At 46.1% G+C, this 20,487-nt stretch carries 19 protein-coding genes; 6 read left to right on the top strand and 13 right to left on the bottom strand.

Annotated features, from left to right (window positions below; genetic code table 11):
- Window positions 1–79: 79 nt before the first annotated feature.
- Window positions 80–358, top strand: coding sequence for a YtzH-like family protein (locus tag ACMX2I_RS06505; RefSeq protein ID WP_394715710.1), 279 nt, complete (start codon window positions 80–82; stop codon window positions 356–358).
- On the opposite strand, the gene ACMX2I_RS06500 is transcribed toward ACMX2I_RS06505, so the two are convergent.
- The 5 genes from ACMX2I_RS06500 to thpR form a co-directional block, all read right to left on the bottom strand.
- On the bottom strand, window positions 359–1,156 hold the full coding sequence (locus tag ACMX2I_RS06500; RefSeq protein WP_003223423.1) for a phosphotransferase family protein: 798 nt from the start codon (window positions 1,154–1,156) through the stop codon (window positions 359–361).
- 179 nt (window positions 1,157–1,335) lie between these two features.
- Window positions 1,336–3,492 (bottom strand): type I pullulanase, encoded by a 2,157-nt coding sequence (pulA, locus tag ACMX2I_RS06495; RefSeq protein WP_414956502.1) that lies wholly within the window; start codon window positions 3,490–3,492, stop codon window positions 1,336–1,338.
- Between the two features lie 26 nt (window positions 3,493–3,518).
- Window positions 3,519–4,448 carry a YegS/Rv2252/BmrU family lipid kinase gene (locus ACMX2I_RS06490; protein WP_414956501.1) on the bottom strand — a complete coding sequence of 310 codons (930 nt, stop codon included), beginning with the start codon at window positions 4,446–4,448 and terminating at the stop codon, window positions 3,519–3,521.
- 48 nt (window positions 4,449–4,496) lie between these two features.
- Window positions 4,497–5,411 (bottom strand): hypothetical protein, encoded by a 915-nt coding sequence (locus tag ACMX2I_RS06485; RefSeq protein WP_087992845.1) that lies wholly within the window; start codon window positions 5,409–5,411, stop codon window positions 4,497–4,499.
- 25 nt (window positions 5,412–5,436) lie between these two features.
- Entirely contained in the window at window positions 5,437–5,988 is a 552-nt protein-coding gene (thpR, locus tag ACMX2I_RS06480) for an RNA 2',3'-cyclic phosphodiesterase (protein WP_087992846.1), read from the bottom strand.
- Between the two features lie 148 nt (window positions 5,989–6,136).
- Between thpR and cysK the strand changes: the two genes are divergently transcribed.
- Window positions 6,137–7,072, top strand: a complete 936-nt coding sequence (gene cysK, locus ACMX2I_RS06475; RefSeq protein ID WP_414956500.1) for a cysteine synthase A — start codon at window positions 6,137–6,139, stop codon at window positions 7,070–7,072.
- Between the two features lie 32 nt (window positions 7,073–7,104).
- Here the strand turns inward: cysK and pepV are convergent, their stop codons facing one another.
- Entirely contained in the window at window positions 7,105–8,496 is a 1,392-nt protein-coding gene (gene pepV / locus ACMX2I_RS06470; protein ID WP_414956499.1) for a dipeptidase PepV, read from the bottom strand.
- A 96-nt stretch (window positions 8,497–8,592) separates the two neighbouring features.
- On the opposite strand from pepV, the gene pbuO reads away from it, so the two are divergent.
- Window positions 8,593–9,891: a hypoxanthine/guanine permease PbuO gene (gene pbuO, locus ACMX2I_RS06465; RefSeq protein ID WP_414956498.1), complete on the top strand. Its 1,299-nt coding sequence runs from the start codon at window positions 8,593–8,595 to the stop codon at window positions 9,889–9,891.
- A gap of 38 nt (window positions 9,892–9,929) precedes the next feature.
- On the opposite strand, the gene ACMX2I_RS06460 is transcribed toward pbuO, so the two are convergent.
- Both ACMX2I_RS06460 and ACMX2I_RS06455 read right to left on the bottom strand, forming a co-directional pair.
- Window positions 9,930–11,087, bottom strand: a complete 1,158-nt coding sequence (locus ACMX2I_RS06460; RefSeq protein ID WP_414956497.1) for an ABC transporter permease — start codon at window positions 11,085–11,087, stop codon at window positions 9,930–9,932.
- A complete protein-coding gene (locus ACMX2I_RS06455) occupies window positions 11,084–11,794 on the bottom strand; it encodes an ABC transporter ATP-binding protein (protein WP_087992851.1) in 711 nt (236 codons plus the stop codon). Before ACMX2I_RS06455 ends, ACMX2I_RS06460 begins: the two co-directional genes overlap by 4 nt.
- Before the next feature lie 295 nt (window positions 11,795–12,089).
- On the opposite strand from ACMX2I_RS06455, the gene ACMX2I_RS06450 reads away from it, so the two are divergent.
- Window positions 12,090–12,311: a DeoR family transcriptional regulator gene (locus ACMX2I_RS06450; protein ID WP_003152337.1), complete on the top strand. Its 222-nt coding sequence runs from the start codon at window positions 12,090–12,092 to the stop codon at window positions 12,309–12,311.
- 287 nt (window positions 12,312–12,598) lie between these two features.
- Here the strand turns inward: ACMX2I_RS06450 and ACMX2I_RS06445 are convergent, their stop codons facing one another.
- A complete protein-coding gene (locus ACMX2I_RS06445) occupies window positions 12,599–13,318 on the bottom strand; it encodes a pseudouridine synthase (protein ID WP_414956496.1) in 720 nt (239 codons plus the stop codon).
- Between the two features lie 69 nt (window positions 13,319–13,387).
- Window positions 13,388–15,022, bottom strand: a complete 1,635-nt coding sequence (murJ, locus tag ACMX2I_RS06440; protein WP_414956495.1) for a lipid II flippase MurJ — start codon at window positions 15,020–15,022, stop codon at window positions 13,388–13,390.
- A 205-nt stretch (window positions 15,023–15,227) separates the two neighbouring features.
- Between murJ and ACMX2I_RS06435 the strand changes: the two genes are divergently transcribed.
- Both ACMX2I_RS06435 and opuD read left to right on the top strand, forming a co-directional pair.
- Window positions 15,228–16,490, top strand: coding sequence for an NAD(P)/FAD-dependent oxidoreductase (locus ACMX2I_RS06435; protein WP_202327715.1), 1,263 nt, complete (start codon window positions 15,228–15,230; stop codon window positions 16,488–16,490).
- Window positions 16,491–16,680: 190 nt separating this feature from the next.
- Window positions 16,681–18,213 carry a glycine betaine transporter OpuD gene (opuD, locus tag ACMX2I_RS06430; RefSeq protein WP_087992854.1) on the top strand — a complete coding sequence of 511 codons (1,533 nt, stop codon included), beginning with the start codon at window positions 16,681–16,683 and terminating at the stop codon, window positions 18,211–18,213.
- A gap of 40 nt (window positions 18,214–18,253) precedes the next feature.
- On the opposite strand, the gene ACMX2I_RS06425 is transcribed toward opuD, so the two are convergent.
- The 3 genes from ACMX2I_RS06425 to ACMX2I_RS06415 form a co-directional block, all read right to left on the bottom strand.
- Window positions 18,254–18,436, bottom strand: a complete 183-nt coding sequence (locus tag ACMX2I_RS06425; RefSeq protein WP_087992855.1) for a sporulation protein Cse60 — start codon at window positions 18,434–18,436, stop codon at window positions 18,254–18,256.
- A 67-nt stretch (window positions 18,437–18,503) separates the two neighbouring features.
- Window positions 18,504–19,169 (bottom strand): YesL family protein, encoded by a 666-nt coding sequence (locus ACMX2I_RS06420; RefSeq protein WP_414956494.1) that lies wholly within the window; start codon window positions 19,167–19,169, stop codon window positions 18,504–18,506.
- 20 nt (window positions 19,170–19,189) lie between these two features.
- On the bottom strand, window positions 19,190–20,476 hold the full coding sequence (locus ACMX2I_RS06415) for a Gfo/Idh/MocA family protein (RefSeq protein ID WP_414956493.1): 1,287 nt from the start codon (window positions 20,474–20,476) through the stop codon (window positions 19,190–19,192).
- Window positions 20,477–20,487: the final 11 nt, after the last annotated feature.

The raw sequence follows: 20,487 nt of genomic DNA, 5'->3' as shown, positions 1-20,487 counted from the left end.
GAACACTCCTTTCACATGTATAAAAACGCTCTGTTTTGAACAATTTAACCCGTATGATACTGAAGGGATGTGTACCGCTATGGGTTTACATTATGAGCATCAAGTTCATTTATTAAAGGATATATTGACTGACCATCAATTGGACTGCTGCGGAACCGTCGCAGAGTACGAACAGCTTGAGCGTGTGATTAAATCGCTGATGGCAAACACCGAGCTTGATTCAAACTTCAAAAACGTGCTGGAAGATGTTTACCGCTATAGCCAATCAGGAATATCGTCGAAATCCATCGACTCACACATACAAGAGCATCAGAACAGCCTGTCTCAATGGGTAGAGCAAATGAATTCGCATTCCTGATTATTCAACGATGCGTTTCATGAGAATATGCAGTTCTTCCATTGCATCATGAAATTCTTTATCATTGCCTTTTGCTTTATGCCAGGCAATGAAAGTGATTGTTTCAGATAACACATACCAAGCCATTCGTAAGCGCAGGCTCTCTGTTAACTCAATGCCGTACATGCTCAGCCAGCTCTCCCAAGCTGGCTTTTCGACGTAGTGGTACAGCAAAGGCCCTAGATCCATCGCCGGATCAGCGATCATGGCGCCGTCCCAGTCAATTAAATACAGCTGGTTGTCTTCAGACAACAGCCAGTTATTATGATTGACATCACAATGGCAAACGACTTTCTCACCGAAATGCACTTCATGCAGATGTTCTTCTAAATACTTGATCCCTTCTTGAATCAGCGGTGAAGATTGCTGCACAGCAAATACAGCCTGCTTGAGCTGAGACAGAAGAGCCCCCGGGTTCAGCGGTTCTTTTCCAAGTCTCTTCAGCATGTCCAGCAAGGCTTTTGATGTGTGTATTTTACGAAGCAATTCAGCAACGGGCCGTCCGCTCATATCTTTAGGCTTCAGCTCTCTGCCGGTCATCCAGTGCTGGGCCGTAATCACGTCCCCATTTTCCATCCGTTTTGTCCAAACCAGCTTCGGAACAATGCCTTCGGCGGATAAAACAGCTAAAAAAGGTGAGCTATTACGTTTTAAAAAAAGCTGCTGCCCGTTATGTTTCGCATAATATGCATCTCCTGTAGCTCCTCCGGCGGGGAAGATCTCCCAATCGCTACCTAGTAATTGTCCCAACCAGTTCATATCAATGTTCAACCCATCATTTCTTAAAATATTTTAGAATAAAGGCTAATCGTCTCTAGTCTATCCAGCGAGTGCCTTTTTCGTACGAATCGTATGAAAATAAAAAAGACAGCTATTGAGAGTCTCATATGCTAATCAATAGCCGTCCTTTAAATTTTAGCGCTATAGCACAAACTTCGTCAAGCAAAACTCTTAAGATCTGATGCTAAATATAAGATAACCGTTCCGATGCCGTTTACCGCAACCGCTTTCTTGATTTCTTTCGGGTCATGCCGAAAACCTGATGTATCACTTAAAAGCCGGTACGTTTTGTCGTTTGGCAGCTTCCATTCAACAGTTTCCGGACTCGCGTGGTGGATAACGATGATGTCTTCCCATTCATCAACCTCGCCGAGATCAGAAAGCCTGAATGCAATGAGGTGTTCTTTTAGCGTCAAACATTCAAGATGGCGCTGGATATCTGCAGCCGACCTGAGACGGAACGCCGGATGCGTTTTTCTCAGCGATATCAGCCTGCTGATATAGTCAACATCTTTTTTGAATGTGTCACGGCGATCCCAATCCAGCTGGTTAATGCTGTCACTGGATTGATAACTGTTTTCCACTCCCTGCTTCGTCCTGAAAAATTCCTGGCCGCTGTGTATGAACGGCACTCCTTGGGCAAGCAAGATAACCGCGGCTGCAAGCCTTTGCCTGCTCCTCTTAAGGCTTTCAGTTTCTTGAGGAAGCGCAAGGGCCATTTTATCCCAAAAAGTGTGATTGTCGTGTGACTCAACATAATTGATGGACTGGCTGGGTTCAGGAACAATTGGTGCAAATGCCTTCCATCCCGAAGACCCGGCAATTCCGTGCATAACGGCTTTCGCTGCTTCACCGCCGCCGAGCGCAAAGCCCGCTGCCGTAAGGTGAAAGGTGTTCCCTTTCACAGCATCACGAAACGTATCATTGAAAAAGCCGATGCCCGGCATTTTTGAAGCGTTCGCCAAGGTCGCTTTCTGTTCATGCGGCAGCGGTGTCGCCAAATCCCAGCCTTCCCCAAAAAGCAGGATTCCGGGCTTTACCGCAGTTGCTTGTTCTTTGATGTAAAGCACGGTGTCAATATCTAAAATACCGAGCAGATCAAAGCGGAAGCCGTCGGCATCGTATTCCTCAATCCAGTAGATGACGCAATCCGCGATGAATTTTCTAGCCATCCGCCTTTCTGAGGCGATGTCATTTCCAACACCGGTGCCGTTTGACGGCATCCCAAATTCGTCATGCCGAAAAAAATAACCGGGCACTGTCTTTTCAAACGATGACTTCTCCCGTTCATACACGTGGTTAAAGACGACATCCAGAATGACTCGCAGGCCATGCTGGTGAAGGGTGTTGACCATATGTTTTAGCTCTGTTTTTCTTGTTTGAGGATCATGAGGGTTTGAGGCATAGCTTCCCTCCGGGGCAAAGAAATGGAGCGGGTTATACCCCCAATTGTAAGCATCAAGCGGCTTCTCTTCATCAACTCCGGCAAAATCATTCACCGGCAGAAGCTCTACATGTGTAACGCCGAGCTCTTTTACATACGCCAGTCCGGAAGAACAGCCATTTGCGGTTTGCGCTTCTGTTTCCGTCAGCGCTAAGTATCTCCCCTTGTTTTTCATGCCGCTGTTTACATGGATGGAAAAGTCGCGGATGTGCATCTCATAGATCACGGCATCCACAGGGTTTGAGAATGGTTCGGCCGAATCAGCCCATTTTATCTCCTCCGGGCGCAGGACGACGCCCTTCTCTCCATTTACCGTCACGGCCTTTGCATACGGATCAACGGTTTCCGTCCATTCTGAATTGTTGCAGATGCAGAACACATACTCATATCCGTGGAGGTCGCCGGTGACCGTAACGGTATAAACGCCTTTTTCCATCCGAATCATTTGGAAGGTGCGCCCGTTTTTTTCAGGATGAGAAAGCTTGACAGCAGCTGAGGCTGCGGCAGGCGCCCATACTTTAAATTCAGTATAATCCGCAGTATAAACAGCCCCCAGCTCTCCGTCATAATAAAATGCATCATCAAACGCGTCCGTCCGGATGACCGCGCCTATTTGGAGATCCGTTTTGTCGCCGCTGGACGCTCTCACAGCATGTGTTGTTCCGAGAGTCACTGGACGGTCGGATACGCAGACATACTTGTATTTTCCTTCAAGCGGATATTCCTCTCTGACAGCCAGAGGAATATCTGTTGTTTCTGTCTCAAGCCGAAAAGGCGGTTTCATGATGCCTTTTTGTTCAGCAGGAATTAGAACGGTAATGATATTCATGTCATCGACATACGCTTCGAAGCTGCGGCGGATGCTGACCATCGGAAGCTCTCTCCTCCAAACACGTTTTAAGTTTTGATCCTTAGGGGTGAAGGACTCGATGCCAAACGAAACGGGGTGGTGCCCATGATTTCTCCGTCAGCATGAAACGGAATTTTGTCCTTCGTGTAAAACGTAATGTCCTTTGCTTTAAACATCGTAACGCCGTCCATTTTGATATGCTTACCAAATGCCATCAGACATAATAGCCAATATTTTTTTAAAAACGGCTGATTTTCAACGATCACGATATCAAACGCTTTTTCGCGCGGATTTGCAAGAGGTGCCGCCTTCATGCCGCCCCTGTAGAATGGGTGGTTGGATACGACCGCAAACCAGACATCATGAAATTCTTGTGTTTCTCCTTGAACTGTACAGGCTAACGAAAACGGCTTAAAGGTGGCGGAGGCGCGCAAATGGGAAAGCGGATAAACAAGAAATCGAAGGCGCAAAAAAAGAAAAACCCGTCTTAACGGAAATTCCAGCGCCTTTTTATTGACATATGCGTCAAACCCGATCCCGATATGATTCATAAAATAAAGAACCTGCGATTTATCCTGAAAGAAATTGACGCTCCCTAAATGAAAGGATCGGGTTAACGGGCGCTTCTGCTTCCTGATTTCGTGCATCAGATCCATTTTTTTGATAGAGAATCCCCGCGAAAAATCATTATACGCGCCCGCCGGCACAAAGCTCAGTTCAATATCGTCAACATCTTTCAGCCCGTTGACAACTTCATGCATAGTTCCGTCTCCGCCAATGACAATCAGCCGCTTCAGCTTATATTCCTGTATCGTTGAAATCTGCCTGGCGAGCACCTCGGCGTGCCCCGGATGTTCAGTTAAAAATGAACGATGCTCAACCTTGCGTTTGATCAGTTCCTTTTGAATGGACTTCCAAACACGCAGGCCGTTTCGGCGGCCTGCTGTCGGATTAATAATAAAAAACCAATGGCTCATCTTTCTCACCTGCTTATGTTATGAGAAAACCGCTCATATCGTTCTCTTTCACTCCAGCCACTCTTGTCTGCGATAGGAGTCAGACATGCAGTAAGACAGCAGAGCCTTTGCAGCCTTTACCTGATGATGTTTAATCGGGGCAGTGTTTTTCTTCTGCCGCTCAATCCATTCTTCCGCGCCCCGCTTATCCGCTATTTCTAAGCCGTATGGCGGCTCCGGATAATCGATGTACGACGTTCTGCTCAGAAGCAATTTTCGAACCGGAATATCAGCCTGTTTTTCCTTTATGATCTTTGAGACAACGGATTCCGTACGAAACAGGCTCAGCCCCGGATTTAACACTGATGCAGTCTGAGAAGCTGTTTTCTTCTCCCAAAAACGATTTTTAGACCCTATGTACACACTGTCTTCCTCCGCCTCTAAGAAAGAAACGCAATAAATCTCAAGGGGAGAAATAATCACAATGCTTAATTCAACCGCCGCCTGCTGAATTTTCAGCACAGGCTTATACATAACGAAATAAGAATCAGGCAGCTGCTGGGTCAGATAACGCAAAATGCGGTCCTGCTTCACCTGGTTTGAGAGATGGGATATTTCTGCAAGAGTAGAGCTAGCCCATTTGAGCTGAAATTCATATAAATGTCTTTTATAAAAGGAAGCAAGCGCCATCCTGCTCTTCGGCAGCCTTACATGTAAATTGTCTTCTTCCTCAAACCATTGGTGTCTCTCTTCTTGTATATCGGCTTTTATCTCTTCTTTTCTTCTTTTCAAAGAAAATTTTTTTCGTTTCTGCACCGGTTCCGGCTCTTCGGCACTGGCTTGTTTTTCTTCATGCTGGCGCTCCGCTGCCTCTAATAGTGAAAGCCAGCGCTCTTTTTTCAGCCGTACAAACTGGTTTATATAATGGTACGGATCAAGCTCATATCTTGATATATAATCATGAATTTTGATGATTTGTGCCATGTTTGTTTCTCCACTCCGCAATGAATTAAGTTAAATGAAATTTGAATAGTTCCTCATACTTTGGTGATTGATTCAAGTGTATTTGAAAAAGCGAGAATCGTTCAGCCATCATCGAAACCTCGCCGCTTTCAAACGGGACATGTGCCGGAAATCCTTCTTCGCCTGTCCATTTTCTGGCCAGCGTCATATGAGGGTGGTACGGTCTCTTTTCCACTTGAAAGCCGGCTTGAAGAACAGCCTGTTTTGTATGTTCCCGCAGCATTTCAAGTGTTTTGTTTTTCTTTGGCTCGAGGTGTAAAACACGCGGCCTTCTGCGGTCGCCGAATACATCAATTTTGCCAAACTCAATCGGAAACGGATCGGTTTCTGAAGCAATCGCAGCTAGCGAGCCTTCAAGCTGCTGGATTTGTGTCTCATCCGCCGCTCCGAGAAAAATCAACGTGATATGATAGTCAAGCGGGTGCACCCATTTTTGAAACGTTAAAACCGGCTCGTTTTTCGCAGCCTGGTCAATCGGATTCGCAATTCCTTCAGGAATGGGAACGCCGATGAAATAATGAGGCCGTATATCTGGCATCCGTCTGACACTCCCTTCAGTAACAGCTATTATTTTATCAATAAAGAGGCTGTGCGGATAGAGGAACAGTGTATGAAAACACTCTCGCACAAACGTTTATTATGTTAGGATATTATACGACACTTGTTTTATTCAGAAAGGAATGACAATGTTGAAAATCGTTGAAAATACAGCTGATCTGATTGGAAATACACCGCTTGTGAGATTGAATCGGCTTCAGCCGGAAAACGCGGCACAAGTCTATTTAAAGCTTGAATTTTTCAATCCGAGCGGCAGTGTGAAAGACAGAGCTGCTTATCATATGATGATAGAAGCAGAACAAAACGGTTTGCTCAAACCGGGATCAGTGATTATCGAGCCGACAAGCGGAAATACCGGAATCGGACTCGCCATGAATGCGGCCGCGCGCGGCTATAAAGCGATCTTAGTCATGCCTGATACGATGACGAAGGAACGGATCAACCTTCTTAAAGCTTACGGCGCAGAGGTTGTATTAACACCCGGAGTGGAAAGAATGCCGGGCAGCATCAAAAAAGCGAAGGAGCTTGCCGAACAAATTCCGAACAGCTATATCCCAATGCAGTTCGATAACACCGCAAATCCTGACGCGCACCGAAAAACAACGGCGCCTGAAATTGCCCGGGCAATAGAGGAAATCGGAAAGCCGCTCGGCGCTTTTGTCGCCTCTTCCGGAACGGGAGGAACCATTACCGGAACAGGTGAAGCGCTCAAAGAGCTTTTCCCGGATATCACGGTTCATGTTGTCGAGCCCGCGGGTTCGCCTGTATTATCCGGAGGAAAACCCGGCGCACATAAGCTTGTAGGGACGAGCCCAGGCTTTATTCCTCCGATTTTAAATCAAGACGTCTATGACGAAATTATCAAAATATCTGATGAAGACGCCTACACGACGACAAGACGCCTTGCTGCAGAAGAAGGAATTCTTGTCGGGCCCTCATCAGGTGCTGCCTGTTTCGCGGCAATCGAAACAGCGAAACGCCTCTCTCCTGACCAAGTCGTGGTCTGTATGACAGCCGATACGGGAGAACGGTATTTATCAACTGATTTATGGTCATTTGTTTAAAAAAGGACGGGCTTCAGAAAAAGCCCGTCCTTTTATTTTGCAAGTTCGTAGATCGCCTGCGCATATAACGCTGTCGATCTCAGCAAATCATCGATTTCAATATATTCATCCTTTTGGTGTGCGCTGTCAGGACGTCCGGGGAAGAGCGGGCCGAACGCGACACCTGCTTTTAAAGATCTGGCATAAGTCCCCCCGCCGATTGAGATTAAATCAGCTTTTCTGCCCAGCTGGCCTTCATAAACCTTTTGCAGGGTTTTGACTAACGGATGGTCTGCTGACACATGATGCGGCTTGCTGTCTTTGAATTCTCCCAGCTCAAATTCAGATGCGCTTTCGAATGCATCGCGGATCACTTTGCTTTCCGCGGTCACAGGATAGCGGATATTGATCCCGAGTTCGCCTCCTTGCCCTTCCGTATAGCGGAGTGTTCCCACATTTAATGTCAGCTCGCCGCTAATGTCATCTTCACAATCAATATTCAGTTTCTTTCCTCTCGTATCGCCTGAAAACTTGTCTGTGACGACTTGCACAAATCGCTGTCCTGCTTCGTCAAGCTCAGCCTGCTGCAGAAATTCACACAACAAAATGCCGGCATTGATTCCATTGTTCGGTTCCATCGCATGGCAGGAAAGCCCGTACATACGCAAAATGAGCTGTCCGTTATTGATGTCAGCTTCCCCTTTTTGATCCGTCGTGCGAAGCATGTCTTTAAACGAAGCAAGAATCTCTTCTTGTTTCGGCCCTTCAATGACAGCTTCCGCAGCGTCAGGCACCATGTTCAGGCGAAGGCCCGACTGAATTGAGACAAGCATTGCCTCAGAATCGGTTTGGTTTGAGTGGGGCGGGATAAGTAAAGACGCATCAATGATCCCTTTTTCCGCGTTAATAATCGGAAAATCGGCGTCAGGGGCAAATCCCAGTGTCGGCATTTCTTCATGCTTGAAATAATGCTCTACACATCTCCAATCGCTTTCTTCATCTGTTCCGATAATAATTCTGACGCGCTTGGACAGCGGCAGATTCATGTCTTTCACGATTTTCAGCGCGTAGAATGCGGCCATTGTCGGACCTTTGTCATCAATGGCCCCCCTTGCATAAATCCGTCCGTTACGGATATCAGCTGAAAACGGATCACTCGTCCAGCCGTCTCCGGGCGGCACGACGTCAACATGGCATAGTACGCCGACAATGTCATCGCCCTCGCCCCATTCAATATGACCTGCGAAGCCGTCAAGATTTTTTGTTGTAAAGCCTTCTTTTTCTCCAAGCTCCAGCAAGGAAGTCAGGCTGGCGTTTACTCCTTCTCCAAACGGTTTGCCGGTCACTGCGGTTGTTTCATCCATTACACTGTTGATTCTCAAAAATTCCTGGGTATCACGAATTAAATCCTCTTTTCTTCTGATCACTTCAACTTCCCAGTTCATAACGTTCCCCTTTCCGCAAGAAATCACTTGCAAAAACCAAATAAAACGAATAATATTAATGGTGTTTTGTTAAAACGTTCGTAATTGGAGGATACTATGTTTCATCTAAAAGAGCAGAAAACATCCATAAAGCAAGAAATCATAGCAGGGCTGACGACCTTTTTCACAATGGTCTATATCGTCGTGGTCAATCCGGTCATTCTGGCTAACGCCGGGGTTCCTTTCGACCAGGTTTTCACCGCAACGATTATTGCCTCCATTGTCGGAACGCTGTGGATGGCCCTGGCAGCAAATTATCCGATTGCTATTGCGCCCGGCATGGGCTTGAACGCTTATTTAGCCTTTCATGTCGTAAGCGCCAGCGATGGCGGCATCACATACGCGACAGCTTTCAGCGCCGTATTTACAGCAGGGGTTCTCTTCATTATTCTATCGTTAACGCCTTTAAGAAAACAACTTATTGAGGCGATTCCAAACAATTTAAAATACGGAATCACAACAGGCATCGGGCTGTTTATCGCTTTTATCGGTTTGCGGCAGGCGGGAATTGTGGCAGCTGATGAGTCAAACTTGGTTACTCTCGGCGATTTGCATTCACCTGGTGTGATTTTAACGCTGATCGGGCTTTTGATCAGTGTGGTCTTGATGGTCCTGAACGTAAGCGGTGCCTTATTTATCGGAATGGCAGCGACCGCTTTGATCGCCTTTTTTACCGGCCAGCTGCATTTACCGAAGGGGTTAATGTCGCTTCCTCATTTGCCAGACGGCCTGATCATTTCAAATCCGTTTTCCGCTTTTGGCGATGTTGTACATCACGGCCTGTACGCTGTTGTCTTTTCTTTTCTTCTGGTCACGATATTTGATACAACAGGCACGATGATCGGTGTTGCTGAGCAAGCCGGGCTGATGAAAAATAACAAGCTGCCGAACGTGCGAAAAGCGCTGCTGGCTGATTCAACTGCGACAACAGTAGGAGCGGTTTTCGGCACAAGTCCAACGACGGCATTTATCGAGTCATCCGCTGGTGTCGCAGCCGGGGGAAGAACGGGGCTTACAGCTTTGACTGTTGCGGTGCTGTTTGCGGTTTCAATGTTTTTCAGTCCGCTTGTCAGTGCCTTATCCGGCATAGCCGCCATCACCTCTCCTGCTTTAATTATCGTCGGCAGCCTGATGATGCGCTCGGTGTCCAATATGAACTGGAAAGAGATGGACGAGGCATTCCCTGCGTTTCTCGTCATTCTGTCGATGCCTTTGACATCCAGCATTTCTACAGGAATCGCGCTTGGCTTTATTTCGTATCCGATTGTAAAAGCAGCGCGGGGAAAATGGAAAGAGATTCATCCGCTCGTTATCGTTTTCGCTATTCTGTTTTTCATCCAGCTGTTTATTTTATAGCACATACAGAAAACCCAAACGTCAGCCGTTTGGGTTTTTTATGTAAACAATAAAGAGACAGCAGCCGCTAAAAAACAGCATGCGGCAAATGGATAGTGCAGGGTGTTGATACAGCTTTTTCTGGCCCGGTAATACTCATCACTTTCCTTATCGGCGCCAATTAAAATAGGCGCATCCATCACTTTGTCAAAGATAAGCGTAAGGATATAACGGCAAACACCTATATATACCAAGAGCGCAATCAGCTTCAGCCAGATCGGGGAGACAAAGATTAGAACGGCGAAAGCTGACAACAGCATACACATCCGTCTTATATACTCGCCATTCCTCAGCAAAACTTTGAAAAACAATTCCTTATAGCCTGTGTAGATTGTTCTTTTTTTAAATATCCTTCTTGAATTCCGGAATAATAATGGTTTTCTTCTCATCCTGTCTTTCACTTTCGGCATTCCCGCCTCCTGGCTCATCATCATCACAAGCCCGGCAAGCGCCAGCCTGCTTTTTTTCTCTTCAGTCACCTCTGCTTCAAAAGCCGAGAACGAAGCTGTCTTTTTCAAACTGCGGACGAATACGAAAATGAAAAACAAAATGCCAAAAAGCGCAAGCAACCCCCACTCAGTGAAAATGATTAGGCCAGCAGAACCAGCAAAAAGAACGGCTCTGACAAGAATTTCAGCAACACGCCCCGAAATGGAACGCGGCTTTCTGATTCTGTCTTGCTTTAAGGATAAGAAGAACATATGAAGGCCAAACAGATAACATAATAAAGCCGCGCTTTCTGCCAAGGTGATGTGAACAGAATGACTGATAAAGGGAAGAACAATAAAAAAGAGCAGCAGCCATTTGCCGAGCGTGACCAAAAAAGAATACACCAGCGCGTACCGTTTTAGCTGGTAGATCAGCTCTTTCTTTTGCAGCAAAAACACGTTGTCCGCTTCCATTAAAAACGTATGGATCGAGCCTGTGCACACGATCAGCACACACACGGCGTACAGCCATCTCCATTCCATCACCTCAGACCACTCATAAAAAAGGCCTCTTCCGTTCATCAAATCGATATACTGATAGATGACAAAAGCAAGCGCCGGCAAAACAATGTAGAGAGCGACTGTCCAGTCAATGACCGCATGCAATACTTTAAACTGATACCTGTAATAGTCAAACAGCCTGCGAAAAAAGAGCGATCGCCCGTTCATGGCCGGTCACCTTGGACCGCCTTATAAAAACAGTCAAGCAATGACTGCCCCTCTGATCCGGTCTGTTCCTGAATATCTTGTAACGTGCCCTGGAGAAACAAAGAACCTTTCTCAATCATGTAAAACCGGTCGCAGATTTTTTCTGCGGTATCGAGTACATGTGTGCACATGAGAATGCCGGCTCCCCTTTGTTTTTCATCCTTAAGCATGTCCACAAAACGTTTCGTTGATATCGGATCAAGGCCAATAAATGGTTCATCAATCACATACATATCCGGCTTAGAGAGAAAAGCTTGGATAAGCATCAGTTTTTGCTGCATGCCTTTTGAAAAGGTGATTGGCAGCTCATGCATAACGTGATCAAGCGAAAATGTCTGCAGCAGGCTTTCTGCCCGAGGCGCAAATTCACGCTCATCAATACCGTGCAGCGTGCTGACCAGATCCAAATGCTCCCACAGCGTCAGTTCTTCGTAAAAGGACGGGTGCTCCGGAATGTAGGCAAATGAAGAGTCATTCCAAGCAATATGGCCTTTAAAGTCTTCTGAGAGGCCGAGTATCGCCTTGATTGCGGTGCTTTTCCCGGCGCCGTTTGCTCCGATCAGCCCGACTATCTCCCCTTTTCCGACTTCCAGAAAAACATCGGTGAGCACTTTTTTTCGGCTCGTATACCCCGCCTGTTCTATTGAAGCCTCAAGCATTTTTGCCAAATCTCACTCCTCCTCCAAAATTTACTACGAAACAGAATAAAAAAAGTTTCTTTAACCATAATAATATTGTGCCGAAATACATAGTAATCCAACAAGGATGGCTGCACAGCTCAAATTGGAAAAAATTAATAGGAGTTATCCCTAGATTCATCACTGCGATATCGTGTATAATGAGGGCGAATTATCTAAAAACTATAATATAAAATGTCTGCCTTTGTTGCTATTTCGTACGCAGTTGATAGTCGTGAGTTGTGGTTAGTCAAGTCCATCCGATCTTATGATAGGGAGTGGTTTTTTGAAACCTTCAACAAACCGTATGCTAACTCGAATTAAATCAGTTTACATGTTTATCCAAGAAAAAGGCCTTGTGACAACACAGGAACTGGTTGACGAATTCGGCATTACACCTAGAACAATTCAAAGAGACTTAAATGTGTTGGCATATAATGATCTTGTTCATAGTCCAAGCCGTGGCAAGTGGGAGACAACAAGAAAGAAAGTAAAGATTACATCATAAACATTGAAAATTACATAGGGCCGCCTGAGAGCTGCCTGATAGATACAAGGCGAAGAACCTTCTGAGCCTTGTTTTTGTGTGCTTACTTATATATAAAAAATCCCGCATTAAAATGCGGGATTTCATTTTGTCATCTTTTCAGCGTGATTGAAAACCCTTGAAGTCTAGGAAAGGCGAGCATGGGAGCAGAGCGAATGTTTTAATTCGTGAGCACCAACACGCAGACTTGACAACGAATGCGAGGGTTTGTCGACACGCTGAAATCCCGTATTTAATGCGGGATTTCTTCATGCCTGCGGTTCATTCAGCCAATGAAGTTCTTCTTCTGTAAGCTCACGGTATTCTCCCGGTGACAAGGCAGGATCCAAGGAAACACGCCCCATTGATAACCGCTTCAGATAAATCACTTCATTGCCGACCGCCTTTGCCATCTGCTTGACCTGATGGTATTTTCCTTCCGTAATCGTCAGGAATATCACGGTATCGCCGTTGTCGTTTGTCTTGATTTCCGCTTTTGCCGGCTTTGTTTGATAGCCGCCTTCTATGTAGACACCCGCTTCTAAATCCGAGATATCTTCCGGTGAAATCTGTGATTGTAAATGGACTTCATACGTTTTTGGAACATGCTTTTTAGGCGATAGGAGCCGATGTGCCAGCTGGCCGTCATTGGTGAGCAGTAAAAAGCCTTCTGTATCCTTATCAAGCCTGCCGGCGGGAAAGGGTTCAAATCTCATCTCTTCCGGCGTCAGCAGATCGACCACTGTTTGCTGACGGCTGTCCTCAGTCGCCGACAGCACTCCCTGCGGCTTATTCATCATGAGATAAATGAACTCGCGGTAATCAACCGGTTCTCCGTATACGGTAACCTCTTGCGTATCAGGATCAACGTGCGCCTTTACATCTTTGGCCGGTTTGCCGTCGACCATGACGGCCCCCGCCTTCACAACGGCTTTGACTTCTTTTCTGGAACCATATCCGCTGTTGGCAAGCAGCTTATCAATTCTCATTCCCGATCTCTCCTTTATAAAAGAAAGCCCGCAGCATGCGAGCCCTCTGTTTCTTGATTATCTAGTTCATCAGCCCGCATGTCTGCCTTTCTTTAAGAACCCGGGCAAACGGCGGCCTAATATTTTCTGCAAAAATCCTATTCGGTAACCGCAATACAGGTAGACAGCTCCGCCGACAGCGGCCGCAATGACTACAACGATCGCAGCTTGCACTTGACCATCCTGGTAGGAAATAAAGAAGCTTAGTACCCACTGTACGATTTTCACAGCTATCCCCATAATGGCTGACAAGACCAGCATCAAAACAGCCCGTTTGACTAATATTTTATACGAATAGCCCGCGTGGCGTTTGATCATGATAAATCCGTATAAAAGCGACGCGCTATATCCAAGCGCCGTCGCTAAAATCGCGCCGTCAGCCTGCATCAGCTTGATCAGCGGAACATTCAGCACAAGTTTGATCACGACGCCGATCACAAGGCTGACAACCGCAAATTTTTGTTTATTGATGCCCTGCAGAATCGCTGCGTTGACCGTAAATAAAGAGAACAAAATCGCGACTGGCGAATACCAAAACAGAATGTTTGCCCCCAGTTCAGGAAGAAGACTCTCTGATCCGTAAAAGAACGTATACGTCGGTCCTGCCAACACTGAAATCCCAACAACTGCCGGAATAATTAAAAACAGGATCGTCTGCATCGTTTGATTAATCTGCTGATTCAACAGCTTATAGTTTCCGCTAGTAAACGATTCAGTAATCGTTGGAATCAATGTCAATCCAAAAGCTGTTGCAAGGGAGACCGGAATCATCACGAGCTTCTGCACATACAAGGTAAGAATCGCCATCATGTCCTGGCTGATGGCTTGATGGCCGGCTTCGATCATCGCTTTGTTAAACGTATTTGTATCAATATAGTTATACAAAGGGATGGCTAGTCCGACAAAAACGTACGGAGCGGCATAGCTGAACAGCTCGAGAAACATTTTCTTGTAGCTTAAGTTTGCTGTCGGCCCCGTATTCGGCATCATCGCCAGCAGGCTGCCCTTCCGTTTATTCCAATAAATATACAGTACGATCAGTCCTCCGAAGGCGCCGATCAGCGCTGCGAAGGTCGCATAACCTACAGCGATCACAAGGCCGCCGTTCAAAACCTTCAAGATCAAGAATGTCGCACTCAATAAAAAGATGATGCGGACAATCTGTTCAACAACTTGGGAAACAGCCGTCGGCCCCATCATTTGGTGCCCTTGAAAGAATCCGCGGACAAGGCTCATAATCGGCACGACCAAAAGCGCTAAGCTGACCATGCGGATGACATAAACGACATGATCAATTGTCAGGCCGTTATTATCCTTGCCTCCCAGCGATATTTCCGCAAAAAACGGAGCTGATAAATACAGAATGAAAAAGGCAATCATACCGGTGACAAGCATAATCGACATACCCGCCTTAAGCATTTTTCTGCTTGTTTCATAGTCCCCTTTGGAATTATATTTGGAAACAAATTTAGAAACGGCGGCTGGAAAGCCCATCGTGGCAATATTCAAAAATAATGTGTATTGGTTGTATCCATATTGAAACAATGCACCGCCTGTCGCCCCGACCATAATGCTGAAAGGAATTAAATAGACCATTCCAAGAATCCGCGATATATATGTACCGAGCGTTAACACAAACGTGCCTCTTAACAGTTTGCTTGACATGTTTCTTCATCACCATTTTCTACGAAGATTCAACTTTTCTATTTTACCACAACTGGGCATTTAGACGGTAATAAATACAAAAGCAATCTTGTGAACGATTCAGGTTCGCGGCAAAAGACGTTTAAGGAGAGGCTTTCTTTCGCTATAATAGTACTGCGGGCGGGGTGTCCGCAGACGAAACAGAAAAAGAAAGTTGATGATAAAGATGAAACAGTATGACGTTATCGTAATCGGCGGAGGCCCTTCAGGTTTGATGGCCGCAATTGCAGCAGGAGAACAGGGCGCTGATGTTTTGCTGATAGATAAAGGAAATAAGCTAGGCCGGAAACTCGCGATTTCCGGGGGCGGCCGCTGCAATGTGACGAACCGCCTTCCTGTGGAAGAAATTATTAAGCACATTCCAGGCAACGGCCGTTTTTTATACAGCGCGTTTTCTGAATTTAATAATGAAGACATTATCAAGTTTTTTGAAAATCTCGGCATTCAATTGAAGGAAGAGGATCACGGCCGGATGTTTCCTGTGACAGACAAAGCGCAAAGTGTCGTCGACGCGCTGTTAAACAGGCTGAAACAGCTGCGCGTAACCATCCGAACGAACGAGAAAATTAAATCTGTCATCTATGAAGATGGACAGACAGCAGGGATTGTGACGAATAACGGCGAAATGATCCATAGCCAGGCAGTCATTATCGCTGTCGGCGGTAAAAGTGTGCCTCATACCGGAAGCACGGGAGACGGCTATGAATGGGCTGAAGCTGCAGGCCATACGATTACAGAGCTGTTCCCGACAGAGGTGCCCGTCACATCTTCCGAACCGTTCATTAAGCAAAAAACACTTCAGGGCTTATCACTTAGAGATGTTGCCGTCAGTGTGTTAAATAAAAAAGGCAAACCGGTCATCACACATAAAATGGACATGCTGTTTACCCATTTCGGCCTCTCAGGACCGGCCATTCTCAGATGCAGCCAATTTGTCGTGAAAGAGCTGAAAAAACAGCCGCAAGTGCCAATTAAAATTGATCTGTATCCTGATATCAATGAAGAAACGTTATTCCAAAAGATGTATAAAGAACTGAAGGAAGCACCGAAAAAAACCGTTAAAAACGTGCTGAAGCCTTGGATGCAGGAGCGCTATCTTCTATTCTTGCTCGAAAAAAACGGCATCTCTCCGAACGTATCGTTTTCCGAGCTGCCAAAGGAGCCTTTCAGACAATTTGTAAAGGACTGCAAGCAGTTTACCGTACTTGCAAACGGCACACTGTCTCTTGATAAGGCATTCGTCACAGGCGGCGGGGTATCTGTAAAAGAAATTGACCCGAAAAAGATGGCTTCTAAAAAAATGGAGGGGCTGTATTTGTGCGGTGAAATTCTGGACATCCACGGCTACACAGGGGGATACAATATTACCTCCGCCCTTATCACAGGAAGGCTTGCGGGGCTCAATGCCGGTCGCTTCGCCCGCTCTTGACCAGACCTTTCAATTTTTTACAAAACGCTGAACATTTGAAAATTCTCCGCATTCATGGTACGGTGAGACTTGTTTTGTTTCACCTGATTGCGGGGTAATTTTAAGAGAGGAATGATTTGCCATCGTACGACCATACTAAGCCTGCGAGCAAGATATAGGCGTACACAAAAAATTTAGAGGGTGAGAATATTTGAAAAATATATCTAGTGTATTTTGGATTGTGATTGTGATCACAGCTGCTGCTGTATTGTGGGGCGTTGTGTCTCCTGACAGCCTGCAAAACGTAACCCAATCCGCGCAAGCTTTTATCACCAATTCGTTTGGCTGGTATTATCTTTTAGTTGTGTCATTATTTGTCGGGTTCTGTCTGTTTTTGATTTTCAGCCCGATCGGAAAAATTAAACTCGGTAAGCCCGATGAAAAACCGGAATTCGGGTTATTATCATGGTTTGCCATGCTGTTCAGCGCAGGCATGGGAATCGGCTTAGTATTCTACGGTGCGGCTGAACCGATCAGCCATTACGCAATTAGCTCTCCATCAGGTGAAACAGAAACCCCCCAAGCCTTCAGAGATGCGCTCCGTTATACGTTTTTCCACTGGGGTCTGCACGCTTGGGCCATCTATGCCGTTGTGGCATTATGCATTGCATATTTCCAATTCCGAAAAGGCGCTCCTGGATTAATCAGCAGCACGCTGTCACCGATTCTCGGTGATAAAGTAAACGGCCCGATCGGAAAACTGATTGACTGTATCGCTGTTTTTGCCACAGTCGCCGGGGTAGCGACAAGCCTTGGTATCGGGGCAACTCAAATCAACGGCGGATTGAATTACTTATTTGGTATACCAAATAACTTTCTCGTTCAATTTATTTTGATCGCTGTTGTTACGATCCTTTTCTTGGTTTCTTCGTGGTCCGGACTCGGAAAAGGCATTAAGTATTTGAGCAACACCAACATGGTATTAGCTGGACTGTTAATGCTGTTTGTGCTGTTTGCCGGGCCTACCGTATTGATTATGAACTCTTTTACAGATTCTATCGGACAGTATATACAAAACATCGTGCAAATGAGCTTTAGACTGACGCCGTACGATCCTGAGAAACGTGAATGGATTAACGGCTGGACGATTTTCTATTGGGCATGGTGGATTTCCTGGTCTCCATTTGTGGGCATTTTCATCGCCCGGGTATCCAGAGGACGGACGATCCGTGAATTTTTAATTGGTGTCTTGGTAACACCATGTATTCTCGCGTTCCTATGGTTCTCTATCTTTGGCGTATCGGCTATGGATATTCAGCAAAAAGGCATCTTCAATGTAGCGAAACTGTCAAGTGAAACGATGCTGTTTGGAACACTCGACCACTATCCGCTGACGATGCTGACATCTATTATGTCATTGATCCTGATCGCCGTGTTCTTTATCACGTCTGCCGACTCCGCAACATTTGTGCTCGGTATGCAGACGACATACGGTTCATTGAACCCGGCCAATTCAGTAAAATTCAGCTGGGGCATCATTCAATCTGCCATGGCTGCTGTCCTCCTTTATTCCGGCGGACTTTCCGCTTTGCAAAACACAGCTATACTCGCGGCGCTGCCGTTTTCTATCGTCATTCTGCTAATGATTGTCGCTCTTTATAAATCATTGGCAAAAGAAAGAAAAGAGATCAGAAAAGCAGAGAAGCTTCAGAAACCGAGAAGCCCGAGAGTGAAAAAAGCTTAATCACAAAAAAGATCTTTCCGCTTGTGCGGGAAGATCTTTTTTATTTGCGATATAGAATAAGGGCGGAAAAACAGTAAAGCTGCTCGCCGTCTGGGTCGCACGCCGCCGAAACCGTATATTTGATATCAATCAGCTGTTCCTCCGCTATCCCTTTTAAAAACGAATTAATTTCCGTCTGTAAGTCTTTTTCATGCTCTTCATCAAATACCGCCACCTTCAGCATCTTATCCGCTCTCCTTTCTCTATCAATCTATTCCGCTTGGGACAGCGTTATGATAGAGAAATCTTGATTATCTCGTCTCCGGATAAAAAGCCTGTGTATGGCGTTTCTTCTGCGGCTCATCTTCTTGCCGCTCCACTTTGAGGAGCACGGCATAAACAATTCGCATATGACAGTAGCTGATCAGGCTGACGCTGAAAAAAGGGACAATGCCGGGCAGGTACGCAAGCAAGAAAAAGAGAGCGACAGTCAGCGCCAGCATGACGAGCGTATATTGCAAATACGCCACACTGAGCAAGAGCGAAAACTTCACATACAGACGTTTTTTCCATTCAAAATGGACAAGCAGCGGAAACACATAAAAAAGCATGGATACGAACAAAAATCCAAATATCATAATGGCAAAGCGGAGGACATGCAGAAGGAAATGGCTCGGATAAATAAAAGCCAAATCGATATAGATGATCAAACCGATGATCACCAATACTGCGCCGATCAGATTTGAACGGAGAAATTCAGCCTTGTATTCTCGCCAAAACGTTTTTAAAACAGGGACGTTGTCCTGCCCCTGAACCCATTTCCTCATGACAGCGAATAAAGCCGTGGTCGCGGGCATGATGCCGAACAGCCCGAGACCGATCAGCGTAAAAAACAGCCAAAGCAAGTTTGTATACGCAAATCTCATGATCCACTCACAAAAGCGCAGCACCCGCCCCATTGAACCATCATGCTCCACGGAGGTCCCTCCTTTTCGCATTATACATTTTGCATCTGAAACAGCCTCTTAATGTTGATCGGCTTCTTTTCGGCAACCGAGCGCCACATCCCCTCACCAACCGCGATGGAGTAGGCTCCTGCTTCAGCTCCGGCTAAAATGTCATAGCGGCGCAGCGGGTCTTTTCCTAAAAAAAAATCCTCAAGCAATAACGGATCACCCCCGCCGTGCCCGCCCTCGTTTTTGACCACTTGTATCGTCTGCTTTGATTCAAAAAGCGGATAGTATTCAATTGTCTGCTCAGGAAAAGCAAACGGAATTCTGGAAGGTTCGTGAAATTCATTTGATTCGATACGCCCTTTTGTGCCATTGATCGTCAGCCGGTAGCCTTCATACGGGGCGGAAAATATGATCGAGTAGCTTAAGAGCGCACCGCCGTCATATTTGACAGCCGCCACGTACGTATCCTCAATGTCAATCTCCTCGTCAAAAATACACGCGTCAGGCCTGTACGCTGTATACAAGCTGGACTGGTCTCCCGCTTGAAGATGATCATCCTTTACAGAGGCTATAGAAGAACGGGAATGCCATCTTGAATAGTAATGACATTTTTCTTTGACACGGCACGTCCCGCAAAAACGCCCGTCTTCTTCCGGCAGCGGGTTCCACTCACTGTCCGCCCCATAGTAATTCAAGGCGCCATAAGCAAATACCTCAACCGGTTTTTGCCCAAGCCACCAATTGACGAGATCAAAGTGATGTGTTGATTTATGGACAGAAAGACCGCCGGAAAATAGCCTCGACCGGTTCCAGCGTTTAAAATAACTGGCGCCGTGATACGTATCAATATACCAATTCAAATCAACAGAGGTGACCCTACCTATTTTTCCATCCAGAATCATTTCTTTCATTTTCCGATGAAACGGGCTGTAGCGATAGTTAAACGCGACGGTGACTTTCCCTTTGCTTTTCGCCTCCGCCTCAAGCACCCGATTCGCATCCCGCACCGTCGTCACCATTGGTTTTTCTGTCATCACATCCGTATCCCACTGAAGGCTTCTTAAGATATATGTGACATGTGTGTCATCCCTGCCTGCCACAATGACAATATCAGGCTTTGAAACACACATCATCTCATCAAAAGTGTCTTCGTTGTACTCCGGTACGTGGGCAAGCTCGGGAAACCTCTTCTTGCAAACGGCAAAACGTTTTGGATCGGCATCCAGCAATCCCGTAATCTCATATTGTGTTGAAAACCGCTCCAACAGCGGTTTGATAAACATACTGAGCGCTCTGCTGCTCACTCCGCAAATGACGATTTTCTTCAATGTCCTCACCT

This window comes from Bacillus sp. SW14, from assembly GCF_047608225.1.
GTDB lineage: Bacteria > Bacillota > Bacilli > Bacillales > Bacillaceae > Bacillus > Bacillus subtilis_G.
The sequence above is the reverse complement of the archived record's forward strand: the minus strand, read 5'-3'. Positions and strand labels throughout refer to the sequence as shown.